General features: G+C 71.7%; 16 protein-coding genes. 8 read left to right on the top strand and 8 right to left on the bottom strand.

Annotation, left to right across the window (positions count from 1 at the left end; translation table 11 throughout):
* Window positions 1-31: 31 nt before the first annotated feature.
* The gene (gene hisN, locus C9J87_RS11360; RefSeq protein ID WP_107705579.1) at window positions 32-931 is read right to left on the bottom strand and encodes a histidinol-phosphatase; all 900 of its coding nucleotides are present in this window, start codon (window positions 929-931) and stop codon (window positions 32-34) included.
* Between the two features lie 42 nt (window positions 932-973).
* Between hisN and C9J87_RS11355 the strand changes: the two genes are divergently transcribed.
* The gene (locus C9J87_RS11355) at window positions 974-1,444 is read left to right on the top strand and encodes a DUF2231 domain-containing protein (RefSeq protein WP_107705578.1); all 471 of its coding nucleotides are present in this window, start codon (window positions 974-976) and stop codon (window positions 1,442-1,444) included.
* Here C9J87_RS11355 and rsgA read toward each other — a convergent pair.
* The 4 genes from rsgA to C9J87_RS11335 are packed head-to-tail and all read right to left on the bottom strand — an operon-like array spanning window position 1,438 to window position 6,051.
* Window positions 1,438-2,430, bottom strand: a complete 993-nt coding sequence (gene rsgA, locus C9J87_RS11350) for a ribosome small subunit-dependent GTPase A (RefSeq protein WP_107705577.1) — start codon at window positions 2,428-2,430, stop codon at window positions 1,438-1,440. The genes C9J87_RS11355 and rsgA overlap by 7 nt on opposite strands.
* Complete coding sequence (aroA, locus tag C9J87_RS11345) at window positions 2,427-3,719, bottom strand: 3-phosphoshikimate 1-carboxyvinyltransferase (protein WP_107705576.1); 1,293 nt, start codon at window positions 3,717-3,719, stop codon at window positions 2,427-2,429. The genes rsgA and aroA overlap by 4 nt, the downstream gene beginning before the upstream one ends.
* 23 nt (window positions 3,720-3,742) lie before the next feature.
* Window positions 3,743-4,273 carry a DoxX family protein gene (locus C9J87_RS11340; RefSeq protein WP_036490428.1) on the bottom strand — a complete coding sequence of 177 codons (531 nt, stop codon included), beginning with the start codon at window positions 4,271-4,273 and terminating at the stop codon, window positions 3,743-3,745.
* Between the two features lie 47 nt (window positions 4,274-4,320).
* The gene (locus C9J87_RS11335; protein ID WP_107705575.1) at window positions 4,321-6,051 is read right to left on the bottom strand and encodes a sigma-70 family RNA polymerase sigma factor; all 1,731 of its coding nucleotides are present in this window, start codon (window positions 6,049-6,051) and stop codon (window positions 4,321-4,323) included.
* A 132-nt stretch (window positions 6,052-6,183) separates the two neighbouring features.
* On the opposite strand from C9J87_RS11335, the gene C9J87_RS11330 reads away from it, so the two are divergent.
* From C9J87_RS11330 to C9J87_RS20545, 5 genes are all read left to right on the top strand, one after another.
* A complete protein-coding gene (locus C9J87_RS11330) occupies window positions 6,184-6,930 on the top strand; it encodes an SOS response-associated peptidase (protein WP_010832354.1) in 747 nt (248 codons plus the stop codon).
* Window positions 6,927-7,613 (top strand): alpha/beta hydrolase family protein, encoded by a 687-nt coding sequence (locus C9J87_RS11325; RefSeq protein ID WP_010832355.1) that lies wholly within the window; start codon window positions 6,927-6,929, stop codon window positions 7,611-7,613. The genes C9J87_RS11330 and C9J87_RS11325 overlap by 4 nt, the downstream gene beginning before the upstream one ends.
* Window positions 7,614-7,686: 73 nt before the next feature.
* A complete protein-coding gene (locus tag C9J87_RS11320) occupies window positions 7,687-8,322 on the top strand; it encodes a sigma-70 family RNA polymerase sigma factor (RefSeq protein WP_036492383.1) in 636 nt (211 codons plus the stop codon).
* Window positions 8,322-8,600, top strand: coding sequence for a mycothiol system anti-sigma-R factor (gene rsrA / locus C9J87_RS11315; RefSeq protein ID WP_036490430.1), 279 nt, complete (start codon window positions 8,322-8,324; stop codon window positions 8,598-8,600). Before C9J87_RS11320 ends, rsrA begins: the two co-directional genes overlap by 1 nt.
* 87 nt (window positions 8,601-8,687) lie before the next feature.
* Entirely contained in the window at window positions 8,688-8,762 is a 75-nt protein-coding gene (locus C9J87_RS20545; RefSeq protein ID WP_397203189.1) for a 50S ribosomal protein bL37, read from the top strand.
* Window positions 8,763-8,820: 58 nt separating this feature from the next.
* Here the strand turns inward: C9J87_RS20545 and C9J87_RS11310 are convergent, their stop codons facing one another.
* Window positions 8,821-9,192, bottom strand: a complete 372-nt coding sequence (locus C9J87_RS11310) for a thioesterase family protein (protein ID WP_107705574.1) — start codon at window positions 9,190-9,192, stop codon at window positions 8,821-8,823.
* 73 nt (window positions 9,193-9,265) lie between these two features.
* On the opposite strand from C9J87_RS11310, the gene C9J87_RS11305 reads away from it, so the two are divergent.
* A complete protein-coding gene (locus tag C9J87_RS11305; RefSeq protein ID WP_232820030.1) occupies window positions 9,266-9,787 on the top strand; it encodes an RNA polymerase sigma factor in 522 nt (173 codons plus the stop codon).
* On the top strand, window positions 9,784-11,220 hold the full coding sequence (locus C9J87_RS11300; protein WP_107705572.1) for a hypothetical protein: 1,437 nt from the start codon (window positions 9,784-9,786) through the stop codon (window positions 11,218-11,220). Before C9J87_RS11305 ends, C9J87_RS11300 begins: the two co-directional genes overlap by 4 nt.
* 12 nt (window positions 11,221-11,232) lie before the next feature.
* On the opposite strand, the gene C9J87_RS11295 is transcribed toward C9J87_RS11300, so the two are convergent.
* Both C9J87_RS11295 and C9J87_RS11290 read right to left on the bottom strand, forming a co-directional pair.
* A complete protein-coding gene (locus C9J87_RS11295; RefSeq protein ID WP_107705571.1) occupies window positions 11,233-12,891 on the bottom strand; it encodes an acetolactate synthase in 1,659 nt (552 codons plus the stop codon).
* Window positions 12,892-12,931: 40 nt separating this feature from the next.
* Window positions 12,932-13,789, bottom strand: coding sequence for a DUF2785 domain-containing protein (locus C9J87_RS11290; RefSeq protein WP_010832362.1), 858 nt, complete (start codon window positions 13,787-13,789; stop codon window positions 12,932-12,934).
* Window positions 13,790-13,817: the final 28 nt, after the last annotated feature.

Here is a 13,817-nt window from a genome sequence, read left to right as displayed (position 1 = left end):
TTCCTCCGCGGGTCGTGTGTCTCCCGTCACGCTAGTCACTTGCGTCGTCGGGCGACAGTGGCCATCTCGCCCGCAGGTCGTGCACCGACCCCGAGCCGCTCGGACGCGAGTCCGGATCGGTGTCGTCGTGCGACATCGAACCGAGGAAGGACAGCGCCGCGTCGTGCAGGTGGCCGTTGCTGGCGATGGCGTTGCCGCCGTACGGCCCGTCCGTGCCGTCGAGGGCGGTGAACCGGCCGCCGGCCTCGCGCACGATCACGTCGAGGGCCGCCATGTCGTAGAGCTCCAGCTCCGGCTCGGCCGCCAGGTCGACGGTCCCCTCTGCCAGGAGCATGTAGGACCAGAAGTCGCCGTACGCCCGGGTGCGCCAGCAGCGCCGGGAGAGCGAGATGAAGTCCTGCAGCCGTTCGCGCTCGTCCCAGCCCGAGAGCGAGCTGTAGGACAAGGAGGCGTCCTCGAGCCGGCGGACGTCGGAGACCTCGCACTTCGTCGCCTTCATCAGCGAGCGCCCGGTCCATGCACCGCCGCCCTTGACGGCCCACCAGCGTCGCTGCAGGGCCGGCGCCGAGACGACCCCGACGACGACCTCGTCGTCGACGGCCAGCGCGATCAGGGTGGCCCAGACGGGCACCCCGCGGACGAAGTTCTTGGTGCCGTCGATCGGGTCGATGATCCACTGCCGCTGGCTGTGCCCGGAGGAGCCCTGCTCCTCGCCGAGGACCGCGTCACGGGACCGGGCGCGCGAGAGCGTACGGCGGATGCCCTCCTCCACCGCCTGGTCGGCGTCCGTCACGGGAGTGAGGTCGGGCTTGCTCATCACGTGCAGGTCCAGCGCCTTGAACCGTGACATCGTCAGCGAGTCGGCGTCGTCAGCCAGCACGTGCGCGAGGCGCAGGTCGTCGGTGTAGTCGGTGGGGCCGTTGATGGGCATGGTCCACAGGCTATTGCCACCCATGCCGACTACCGTGAACCCATGGAGATCAACGGCCTGCCGCTGCACCCCCTGGTCGTGCACGCGGTCGTGGTCCTCGGACCGCTCGCCGCCCTCGCCGGCCTCGCCTACGCCCTCCTCCCGAGGTGGCGCTGGCTGCTGCGCTGGCCGCTCGTCGCGCTCTCCGTCGCCGTCGCGATCAGCGCCGTGGTCGCGGTGCAGGCGGGGGAGTCGCTGCTCGACGCCCGGCCCGAGCTGGAGCCGCTGGTCGAGGACCACGAGGAGTGGGGCGAGCTGCTGCGCACCTGGTCGCTGACCTTCGTCGTCGACGCCCTGCTTGCCGCCTGGGCGCTGGGTGGCCCGTCCGCGCTGGCGTCGGGGCGCGGCGCCCGCGAGACGAAGGGCGTCCTCGGCTGGATCGCGATGGCGTTGCTCGTCGTCGGCGCGATCGGGCTGCTGGTGCTGGTGTTCCTGGCCGGCGACTCCGGGTCGCGGGCCGTCTGGGGTCAGTAGTCCGCCGCACCCTCGCGCGCGGCGAGGAGCCGGCGGAAGGACTCGACGCGATCGGGGTCGGCCTCGCCGTCGGTCACCGCGACGTCGAGCCCGCACTCGGGCTCGTCGGTGCCGTGGGTGCAGCCGCGGGGGCAGTCCTCGGTCATCTCCTCGAGGTCGGGGAACGCGCTGATCAGGTCCTCGGGCTGGACGTGCGCGAGCCCGAAGGAGCGGATGCCGGGGGTGTCGATGATCCAGCCGTCGCCGTCGGGCAGCTCGAGGAGGTAGGCCGACGTCGAGGTGTGGCGGCCGCGGCCGGTGACCGCGTTGACGATGCCGACGTCGCGGTTGGCGGTGGGGATCAACGCGTTGACCAGCGTCGACTTGCCGACGCCCGAGTGCCCGACGAAGACGCTGGTGCGCCCGCGCAGGCGGTCGCGCACCTCAGCGAGATCGCCGCCGCGCTCGGTGACGACCCACGGCACGCCGAGTGAGCGATAGGTGGAGAGCAGGACCTCCGGGTCGGCGAGGTCGGCCTTGGTGAGGCACAGGAGCGGCGCCATACCGGCATCGAAGGCAGCGACCAGTGCCCGGTCGATCAGCCGCGGCCGAGGCTCGGGATCGGCCAGCGCGGTGACGACGACGAGCTGGTCGGCGTTGGAGACGATGACCCGCTCGACCGGGTCGTCGTCATCGGCGGTACGGCGCAGCGTGGTCGTGCGCGGCACGACCTCGACGATCCGCGCGAGCGATCCGTCGACCCCGGACACGTCGCCGACGACGCGGACGCGATCGCCCACGACGACGCCCTTGCGGCCGAGCGGTCGCGACTTCATCGCCATCACGGTCCGGCCGTCGATCAGGAGCGTGAACCGGCCGCGGTCGACGGTCACGACGACTCCGGGAACGGCGTCGTCGTAGGTCGGGCGGTCCTTGGTGCGGGGGCGGGTGCGGCGGCGCGGTCGCTCGTAGTGCTCCTGGTCGTGATCGGTGTAGCGGTTGCTCACTGGTCCACCCGAGCGAGCCCCAGCAGGTCGAGCCAGGCGCCCGGGAAGTCGGGGAAGGTCTTGGAGGTGGTGGCGATGTCCTCCACCAGAACCCCGTCGACCGCCGAGCCGATGATCACGCCGGCGTGGGCCATGCGGTGGTCGGCATAGGTCCGGAAGACGCCGCCGTGCAGGGGTGCCGGCCGGATCGAGAGCCCGTCGGCGTGCTCGGTGACGTCGGCGCCGAGGTTGCCGAGCTCGGCGGCGAGCGCGGCCAGCCGGTCGGTCTCGTGGTGGCGGATGTGGCCGACGCCGCGCAGGTGGGACGGCGAGTCGGCCAGGGCGCAGAGCGCGGCGATCGCGGGTGTGAGCTCGCCGATGTCGTGCAGGTCGAGGTCGACGCCGTGGATCTCGCCGGTGCCCCGGACCGTGAGCCCGGTGTCGTCGAGCGACACGTCGCAGCCCATGCGCGTCAGCACCTCGCGCAGCTCGTCGCCGGGCTGGGTCGTGCTGGCGGGCCAGTCACGGATCGTGACCACACCACCGGTGGTCGCGGCCAGCGCCACGAAGGGCGCCGCGTTGGACAGGTCGGGCTCGATGGCCGCGTCGATGGCCGCGATCGGGCCGGGCGCGACCGCCCAGCGGTTGGCGTCGCTGTCGTCGACCTCGACGCCGCGGGCGCGGAGCATGGCGATGGTCATCTCGATGTGGGGGAGCGAGGGCACCGGCTTGCCGTCGTGGCGGATGTCGACGCCGGAGTCGTAGCGCGCACCGGCCAGCAGCAGCGCCGAGATGAACTGCGACGACGCGCTGGCGTCGATCACGACCGTGCCGCCCGGCACCGAGCCCTGGCCGCGGACCACGAAGGGCAGCGAGCCGCGGCCACCGTCGTCGATGTCCACGCCCAGTCCGGCGAGCGCCGTGAGCACCTCGCCGACGGGGCGCTGGCGCATGTGCGGGTCGCCGTCGAAGGCGATGGCGCCGCTCGAGAGACCGGCCACCGGCGGCATGAAACGCATCACCGTGCCGGCCAGGCCGCAGTCGACCTCGGCGTCGGCGGTCAGCAGGCCCGGAGTGATCCGCCAGTCGTCACCCTCGTCCGTCACTCCCACGCCCATCGCCCTCAGCCCGGCGACCATCAGCAGGGTGTCGCGCGAGCGCAGCGGTCGGCGCAGGACCGACGGGCCGTCGGCGAGCGCGGCCAGGACCAGCGCCCGGTTGGTCAGGGACTTGCTGCCCGGCAGCGACACGACCCGCTCGACGGGCGCGATCGGACGAGGGGCCGGCCACGGGTCAGCGAGAAGAGTCACCGGGGCACCCTATCGGGGCACGATCAGCCGATCTGGGCCTTCGCGAGCTTCGCCTCGCGGCGGGCATCCTTGGCCAGGCGCCGGGCCTCACGCTTGACGTCGGTCGCGGCGTGCCGCGCACGCCAGGCCACGCCGGGCTTGCCGTCGGTGTCGGCGCCGGCGATGAGCAGCCCGCCGAACATCGAGACGTTCTTGAAGAAGTGCACCTTCTGGTTGCCCTTGAGGGCCGGGTCGGTCTCCTCCCAGAAGCGGTGGCCGGCCAGCGTCGTCGGGACCAGGGTGGCCGCGAGGGCGGTCGAGGCCAGCCGCGGCGCGTGCCCGGTCGCGAGGGCCGCACCCGCCAGGATCTGCACCCCGGCGTTGAGGCGGACCAGCGTGGTCGCGTCGGTCGGGATCGGCGCCTGCGGCACGACCCGCTGCACCATCGGCACGAACCGGTCGGTGACGGGCTGGGCCTTGCCGGCGAGGGCGCCGGCGTTCTTGAGGGCGTTGACGCCGCCCACCACGAACATGGAAGCCAGCATCGGACGGGCGATCAGTCTCGTGACGGTCATGTCTCCTTCCTACACGATCCACGGGTGGTCGAGTCCACCCCTGCGTGTCAGTTGGAGTCGAGCACGAAGGAGCTGGAGTTGTCGGCCGGGTTGCTGTCCGGGCCGTCGTTGCTGGTCACCACGACGGTCACGCTGGCGTTGCCGTTGGGGATCCGCTGGGCCTGTACGGCGATCGGTGCCGAGCCCGACACCGTGCAGACGAGACGCCCGTCCTGCTTCTGGCAGCGCTCGTCGCTGCTGGTCAGGACCATGGCGTTGATGCCCGAGATGGTGACGGTGGCGCTCTCGCCGGCGGGGATCCCGGTGGTGGTCACGGCAAGGTCCTCGTAGAGCGCCTTGCGGCCGGTCGAGGCGATGGCGACCGAGAGGTCGCGCGTCGACGTGGTCGTCGGCGACGACGTGGGGGAGGGCGTCGGGGCAGCGGTGGGGGACTGCGTCGGGGCCCGCGTGGGCGTGGCCGTCGAGGTGGGCGCCGAGGGCGGCGACGGCTTCGTCGTCGGCGAGGCCGTCGGCGTGCTCGTGTGTGTGGGAGTCGCGGTGGGGCTGCTGCTGGTGGGCGTCGGCACCGTGCTCGTCGGCTGCGCGCTCGTTGGGTCGGACGTGGGTGCGGACGTCGGCTGGCTGCTGGGCGTCGACGTCGAGGAGGGCGAGCCGGCCGGCGCGCTGGTGGTCAGCGGCAGACCCGCGGTGATCGCGGGCGCAGTGGACGCGGCCGTGGTCGTCGAGCCCAGCGGCGTACGGCGCTCGGCTGCCGTCGTCTCGGACCTGGTCGGGGACGAGGTCGACCCGCCCGGTTCGCGGGTGGTGGAGATGACGGCGGCGTCGGCGGTTGCCAGCCGCTCGGTCGGATCGTCCTGGAGCGCGACGAAGACGCCGCCGGCGACCACCGCGGCGGCGGCGACCCCGCCGACGGCGGCGACGGGCGCATGCGCGGCGACGACGTCCTTGGCGCGGTCGAGGAGTCCGAGGAGGAGCCCGCCCGCGGTCACGGCCGAGGCCGTGCTGGCGAGGTAGGCGGTGGCCGCGGACCCCAGCAGGAGCGGCGCGAGGATCGCGCCGAGGTTGGAGTTGACCTCGACGAGCTCGAGGTAGATCGCGGCGCACGGCCGGCACTCCTGGAGGTGCTGGTCGACCTTGGTGACGTCGCGCCTGGACAGGCCGTTGCGGATGTAGGGACCCAGGTGGTCGTGCGTCCAGCGGCAGTCGTCGCCCTCGATCTCGGCCACGTGCTCGTTGAGGAATGCCTGGCGCAGGCCCTCACGGGCGCGGTAGGCGAGCGCCGACACCGAGTTGGCGGACATGCCGAGCAGGGGAGCGACGTCGGCGGGCTTCTGCTCCTCGACCTCGGTGTGCCACAGCACGAGCTGCCAGCGCTCGGGCAGCGAGGCGAAGGCGCGGGCAGCCGCGGCGTTCTCGAAGCCCTCGATCGTGGTGTCGCGGAAGGGGACCCCGGGGTCGAACATCTCCATGTCGTCGCTGCTGTGCAGCTTGGAGGTCGCCCTGATCCGGTCGACGCGCAGTCGCCGGACGGCCGTCAGGAGATAGGCCCGAAAAGCGACGTCGGGTCCGCCGCCGCGCTGCAGCACCGCGAGCACCTTGACGAAGGCCTCGGAGACGAGGTCGTCGGCGTCGCCCGGCGAGACCAGCTGGCGGGCGAGCCGCCGGGCCGCCATCGAGTGGCGCTCGAACAGCACGCCGTAGGCGTCGGCGTCGCCCCCGCGGACGGCCGAGATCAGCTCGGCGTCGGCGCGGGACTCTTCGATCGCAACCGTGGTCATGGGTTCTCGACGTTCGTTCGGGTGTGGAGCGTCAGTGGAAGTCACTCTAGGACCGTCCGGGCCCGTTGACTCCGATTCCGGGTCAGACGTCTCGCACGAATCTGTCGAGGCGCTGTCACTAGTCTGGGACGCATGTGCGGCCGCTATGCCTCATCCCGACGTCCCGAAGACCTCATCGAGGAGTTCGAGGTCGTCACCGACCGCACCCCCGCGCCCCTGGCCGCCGACTACAACGTGGCGCCGACCAAGGAGGTCTACGCCGTCGTCGAGCGGCCACCGGCCAAGGACAGCCCGGAGCCGCCCGAGCGCCAGCTGCGGGTCTTCACGTGGGGCCTGGTGCCGTCGTGGGCCAAGGACCCGAGCATCGGCAACCGGATGATCAACGCGCGGATGGAGACCGTCGCCGAGAAGCCCGCCTTCAAGCGCGCCTTCGCCGTTCGGCGCTGCCTGCTGCCCGCGGACGGCTACTTCGAGTGGTATCCCACCTCGCAGTCCAACGCCAAGGGCAAGCCCGTCAAGCAGCCCTACTTCATCCGGCCCGCCGACGGCGGCGTGCTGGCCATGGCGGGGCTCTACGAGATCTGGCGCGACCAGAGCCTGGCCGACGACGATCCCGACCGCTTCCGCTGGACCTGCACGGTGCTCACGACCGCGGCCGAGGACTCCCTGGGCCACATCCACGACCGGATGCCGCTGATGGTGGAGCGCGAGCGCTGGGGCGACTGGCTCGACCCGCGCGTCGGTGGCGAGGTGTCGTTGCTCGTGCCGGCCGCGCCCGGCAGGCTCGAGGCCTACCCCGTCCCGCCGCTGGTGAGCAACGTGCGCAACAACGGACCCGAGCTCGTCGAGCCACTCCCGCTGGAGGATGCACTCTCATGATGAAGGCCGAGATCCGCCCCATCGCCACGGCGTACGGCGAGGGCCGCCTGCACGTCCGGCGCGCCAAGAGCCCCATCGCGACCCTGCTGCTCAGCCACGGTGCGGGCCGCGGCGTCGACGCCCCCGACCTGATGGCGCTCGCTGCCGCGCTCCCTGGCCACGGCATCAGCGTGATGCTCTTCGAGCAGCCCTGGCACGTCGCCGGGCGCAAGGTCGCGACCCCGCCCGCCACCCTCGACGTCGGCCTGACGGCGGCTGCCAACGCGCTGCGGACCCAGACACCGCTCGTCGTCGGGGGTCGGTCCGCGGGTGCCCGCTCAGGTGCTCGCTGCGCGAAGGCGCTGGGGGCTCGCGGCGTGCTCGCCCTGTCGTTCCCGCTCCACCCGCCCGGGAAGCCGGAGAAGACCCGGGTCGAGGAATTGCGCGGTGCCGGCCTGCCGATGCTGGTCGTGCAGGGGGAGCGCGACCCGATGGGACGGCCGGAGGAGTTCCCCGCCGACGTCACGGGCCTCGACATGACGGTGATCCCGGAGGCCGACCACGGTCTGGCAGTGCCCAAGCGGGCCGCGGTCTCGCAGCAGGAGGCGCTCGGCATCGTCGTGGAGTCGGCGCTGGAGTGGCTGATCCGCGACATCGCCGGTTCGAGCCGGGCTCGGGAATCAAGACCGGAGAAGTCGCGTTGAGGACGACATGCTGGCAACCCGACCCCGCCCGATCGAATTGGGCGACGCCGAAGCGGCGGTAGTGTGGAAGACGATGACTGAATCACTCTCCGAAACTTCGGCTGCCGACGACCTGCTCGCGACCGAGACCGCCGAGGAACGCTCGGCGCGCTTCGAGCGCGACGCCTTGCCGTTCCTCGACCAGTTGTACGGCGCTGCGATGCGCATGACCCGCAACCCGGCTGATGCCGAGGACCTGGTGCAGGAGACCTTTGCGAAGGCCTACTCCGCGTTCCACCAGTTCAAGCCCGGCACCAACCTCAAGGCGTGGCTCTACCGCATCCTCACCAACACCTACATCAACACCTATCGCAAGAAGCAGCGCCAGCCGCAGCAGTCGATGGCCGAGGACGTCGAGGACTGGCAGCTGGCCCGTGCCGAGTCGCACACCTCCACCGGTCTGAAGTCCGCCGAGATGGAGGCGCTCGAGCACCTTCCCGACTCCGAGGTCAAGGACGCGCTGCAGCGCCTGCCCGAGGAGTTCCGTCTGGCGGTCTACCTGGCCGACGTCGAGGGCTTCCCGTACAAGGAGATCGCCGAGATCATGAACACCCCCATCGGCACCGTCATGTCCCGCCTGCACCGTGGCCGGCGCCAGCTGCGCGACATGCTCTCCCACCACGTGCGCGCCAACGACCTGCTGCCCAGCGGCGCGACGGAGGCGAAGTGATGAGCGAGCCCACGAGCGAACACAGCCACGGCAAGGACGAGTGTTCCGACTACCTCGAACGCATCGTCTTCTTCCTCGACAACGAGCTCGACGAGGCCGACTGCTCCGAGGTGCGCATGCACCTCGACGAGTGCGGCCCGTGCCTGGAGAAGTACGACCTGCAGCGGACGGTCAAGCAGATCGTCGCCCGATCGTGTTCCGAATCGGCTCCCGACGGCCTGCGCGAGCGGGTGCGGATCCAGATCCGCGAGGTCCAGGTCCGCATCAGCGAGGGCTGAATTCGCCCCGCTGGCCGACATTTGAGAGGATGACCCTCAGCCCTGTCACGGGCAACGAGCAGGGCTATCAATTTCTGGAGGAACACCATGGGCAAGACCGGACGCAAGCGCCGCGCTCGCAAGAAGAAGAAGGCGAACCACGGCAAGCGCCCCAACGCCTGAGCGCATTCCAAGCAGACCCCCGGCTCCTTCCATCGTGAAGGCCGGGGGTTCGCTGTTCTCAGACGCGTGACATGAACCGCTCGGCGTCGACGACCACCCGGGTCACCTCGCCGGCGCCGACCACGCGACCGCCGTCGACATGGCGGGCGGAGACCGTGAACCTGTGCAGCCGCCCATCGACGTACGCCGTCGTGGCGCTCACCTCCAGCACGGCGCCCACCGGGCTCGCCGCGAGGTGCTCCAGGGAGATCCGGGTGCCGACGCTGGTGCCGCCCGCGGGCAGTGAGCCCTCGAGGGCCGCGCAGGTCGCGGCCTCGCACCACGCCAGCAGCCGTGGGGTGCCGAGCACGGGCAGCGACCCGCTGCCGACGGCGATCGCGGTGTCGGACTCGGTCACGGTGAAGGTGAGTGTCGCCTGCTGCTCGGACATGCGCAGAGCCTACGGTGGCAAAGAAGTCGTGGCCTTGGAGCAACCTCGCGGCCGCGGCGGCGTCTATCAGGGTGTGAGCATCGACGTGGAGCGACCTGGCCAGGCAGTGGAGCTTGCCGAGCTCTATGCCGCGCACCGGCTCGCCCTGGTGCGGCTGGCCGTGCTGCTGGTGGACGACCTGGCCAGCGCCGAGGACGTCGTCCAGGACGCGTTCACCGCGCTGGCTCGCCGCCGCAACGGGCTGCGTGACCCGTCCGCGGCCGTCGGCTACCTGCGGGTCTCGGTCGTGAACGGCGCCCGGTCGATGCTGCGCCGGCGACGCACGGTACGCGGCTACACGCCGCCGCGCTCTGTCGAGACCGCCGGACCCGAGGACCGGGTCGTGGTCGCCGAGGAGCACCGTGAGGTGCTCGAGGCGGTCAGGTCCCTGGCCCCGCGCCAGCGCGAGGTGCTCACGCTGCGCTACTGGAGCGGCCTCTCCGAGGCCGAGATCGCCGAGACCCTCGAGATCAGTCCCGGCACCGTCAAGTCCACCGCCAGCCGCGCGCTCGACGCGTTGGAGCGGATCATCGAGGAGAAGGGTGGCCGGTCATGAACGAGCTCGAGACGCGTCTTGCCGAGGCGTTCGCGGCCCGCGCCGACCTGGTGCAGCCCGAGGACCTCCGCGACGAGCCCCTGCCCGCGCCGGTGGTGCAGCTGTGGCGCCGCACCTCGGTGCTGCTGGCGGTCGCAGCCTGCCTGGCCGTGGTGGCGGCCTCGGTCGCGCTGCTCGGCGACCGTGACCAGGATGGTCCGCAGCCTGCCGAGCCCCGCCCGACGCTCGAGCTCCCGGCCGACGTCGGCCGGGACTGGGACCGCGTCATGGACACACCCCCGGCCGAGCTGGACCTCGACGGTGACGGCAGGCCCGAGAAGGTGCACTTCCTCGCCGAGCCCAGTGAGGGCTACGACGGCCGGTTGCGGCTGCAGACGACGCTGAGCAGCGACGGCTCGAGCGCCCACGGCATCGTCGACCTCGACCAGACACTGAGCGTCATCGCCCTGGAGCCGATCGATGCGGACAGCGACGGCGACCAGGAGCTCGTGATCGTGAACGAGAACGCCGAAGGCGGCGGTCCCGCCGCCGCCGGCCCGCCGCCGACCCAGCTCGTCGTCCTCGACCTCCGAGACGGCCTCCTGGTCAGGGCGCCGGCGACGGAGCCGGACCTGCTGTGGAGCGGCAACCTGGTGGTGCCGGGGGCCACGCAGGACTACTACGAGCTCGTGCACATGCAGGGCTTCTGGATCGAGGACGGCTCGCTGTTCACGAGCCGCTCCGAGCGCAGCTACCCGGCGTACCTGATGAACCTCGTCATCCCGGAGGAGTATCGGGTCGACGTGGTCGAGTGGCGGCTGGCTGACGACGGCGTGCTGTCGCCGGTCCCCGCGGAGACGCCCTGCCTGATCGGGGTGCCCGAGGGTGCACATCCGTGTGCGGAGGGTGAGCAGGACATCCTGCCTCCGCTCGCGCCCTTCGCGGACGAACGCATCGGCATCGGTGAGCAGTTCAGCTCCGAGTTCCCCTTCCCGTTCACGGTCGGCCTCGAGGCCTTCGCGGACGTCTCGTTGGTCGTCGAGATGCCGGACGGGACTCGGATCAACCACGGTCTCGAGCTCGGTGACCCGCGAGTCCTCACCCTCGCTCCCAACCTCGCCTACGACGGGGTGGCGGTCGTGGTCACCTCCGGGGAGGCCGACCAGCCTGCGGACCTCCAGGTGCTCGGGCAGGTCCGCGACCGGATGGTCGCGCTCGAGGAGATCGGTGGCGTCACCTTGGGGAGCGGCGAGACCGAGGACGGCCGGGCGTTCCGGAGCTGGCTGACTGCGAACGGCGCCCTCTACACCGCCCAGACGACAACGTCCGGCGACGACGGACCGTGGCAGGTCTACACCTGGGCCCTGGTGGCCAAGGGCCAGCTCGGCGCCATCCCGGTCGAGCAGCTCTGCTTCGACGACATCGCCGACCCGGCCACCGCCCGCCGCTGCTGAGGCCCGGCTCGCTCAGATCCCGAACGTGCTGCGCGGGTAGGCGGCCTCGACGTCGGTGATGATGTTGACGAGGTAGGGCACGCCCGAGTCGAAGGCCCGGTCGAGCGCGGGGCCGATGTCCTTCGGGTCGGTGACCTTCTCCCCGGCACCGCCGAGCGCCTTGACGACCTCGTGGTAGGCCGTCTGCTGGGCCAGGTCGGCCGCGACGTCGTAGCCGTAGAGCATCTGCATCGGACCCTTCTCCAGGCCCCAGGCGGAGTTGTTGCCCATCACCATCACGACGGGGAGGTCGTGGCGGACCAGGGTGTCGACGTCCATCAGCGAGAAGCCGGCGGCGCCGTCGCCGAGCAGCAGCGCGACCTGTGCGGACGGCCGGGCGATGCGGGCCGCGATGGCGGCGCCGAGACCCGCCCCCAGGCAGCCGTAGGGACCGGGGTCGAGCCAGCCGCCGGGGCGCTGGGGCTCGACGAACTTGCCGGCGAAGCTGACGAAGTCACCGCCGTCCCCGATCACGACCGCGTCGTCCGCGAGCCGGGGGACCAGCTCGCCGTAGATGCGCGCCGGGTGGATCGGGTCGGCCTCGGCCGTCAGCAGCTCGTTGTCGCGCGCGGTCGCGGCCTTCACGACGTCGGCCAGCTCGGCTGCCCAACCGGACCAGTCACGCGTCCTTCCCTGTACGGCGACCACCAGCCCGTCGAGGACCGCGGACAGGTCACCGGCGACCGAGGCCGCCAGCTCGGCGTGCGTCGAGAGCTGGCCGGGGGAGTCGGCGACGTGCACGACCTTGGCGAAGGCGCCGCTGGGGCTCTTGTCGGGGCCACCGAAGATGCCGTAGCCGAGCCGGAAGTCGAGGGGGGTGCCGACCACGATGACCAGGTCGGCACCGTTGATCGCGGCGCCGCGGGCCTTCGTGACGAGCAGCGGGTGACCGCCAGGCAGCAGGCCGCGCCCCATGCCGTTGGTCAGCGTCGGGATGCCGAGCGACTCGACCAGCCGCAGGGCGGCGTCCTCCGCGTGGTCGGCCCAGACGTCGGTGCCCAGGATCAGCAGCGGGTGGTGCGACTCGGCCAGCAGGGCGGCGATCCGGGCGATGTCGTCGCCGTCGGGCTCGAGGACGGCCGCGGCCGACCCCGCGGACGCCGGTCCGGAGCCGGAGCTGAAGAACTCGTCCATCGGGATGTCGACGTACACCGGACCGCGGTGCGAGGAGCGGGCGACGCTGAAGGCGTCGTCGAAGCCCGCGGCCACGTCGGCGGCGGTGTGCAGGGTGCGAGCCTGCTTGGTGACGGGGGCGACGATCGGCAGGTGGTCGATCTCCTGCAGGGCGCCGCTGCCCCAGCGGTTGGCCGGGGCGCGACCGCCGACCACGACCATCGGGGAGCCGGCGAACTGCGCCTGCGCGATCGCGGAGATGCCGTTGGTGACGCCCGGGCCGGCGGTCAGCACGGCCAGCCCCGGCACCCGGGTCAGCTTGCCGGTGGCCTCGGCCGCGAAGGCCGCCGTCTGCTCGTGGCGCACGTCGAGCAGGCGCATCGGCGGCTCGGCCTTGACGGCCCCGTCGTACATCGGGAAGACGTGTGCCCCCGACAGCGTGAACATGGTCTGCACGCCGTGTGCCCGCGCGACGGAGACCGCCAGCTCGCCGCTGTGGCCCGCGATGTCTTCACTCATGCCCGCACGCTAGAGCATGCGCCCAACACGGACGCGGGTTTCAGGCGGAGGCGGTGGGCAGCGACAGGAACGGGAAGTTCGTCGCCTTCAGTGCCTCGACCAGGACCAGGATCAGGTCGGGGCGCACGCCGGGAGGGTTGCTCGCCAGCGTCAGCTGCACGTGCAGCGAGCGGAGGTAGGCCTGGGCGTTGCCCGCGAGCTGGTAGGGGTCGTGGTCGCCGCTGCTGCCGAACGGGTTGGCACCGGCGGCGATGCGGAACACCCACGGCTCGAGCACCTTCAGGCTGACGACGTTGCGGCGCAGGATCTGCATCGTGGCCGCGGCCATCCGGTCGGTCTCGCCCGCGACGAGGAGAGGGGTGTCGATCATCAGCAGCCGGTCGGCGATGACGTCGAGGAAGACCGTCAGCTCGTTGGTGGCGAAGTAGGGCGACTGGGCGAGGATCCCGATCGCGTCGGCACCGTGCGCGATCGCGTGCGCCCAGCCCTTGCCGGGCACGAAGCCGCGGGTGTCGCGCTCACGCAGGAACCACGACGCGACCCGGTCGCCCCAGTCGAAGACGCGGGCCCCCGGCAGCAGCAGCTTGGTGTTGTCGCGGGCCAGGCACTCGGCCAGCGCGAGCACCGAGAAGCTGCGACGGAAGACGGTGTCGGTGCCCCTCTCACCGAGCCCGACGACCAGGCCGGCAGCCATGCCGTCGCCGAGGCCGGAGAGCAGGTCGTCGTAGACACCGCGGTCGATCCAGGTCGCCAGCGCGGGGTAGGCGGTGCCGTCGCGCTGCTCCGGATCGGGGGAGCCGAGCATGGTCGTGAGCTCGGCCGTGAGGTCGTCCAGAGGCCTGTCATCGGGGACGGCGAGACCCTTCGAGAGGATCTCCTGCCAGTACCCAGTGGCCATGGCCACATCCTGCCAGCCGATCGTCCGT

Source organism: Nocardioides allogilvus (assembly GCF_003047285.1).
Lineage (GTDB): Bacteria > Actinomycetota > Actinomycetes > Propionibacteriales > Nocardioidaceae > Nocardioides > Nocardioides allogilvus.
The sequence above is the reverse complement of the archived record's forward strand: the minus strand, read 5'-3'. Positions and strand labels throughout refer to the sequence as shown.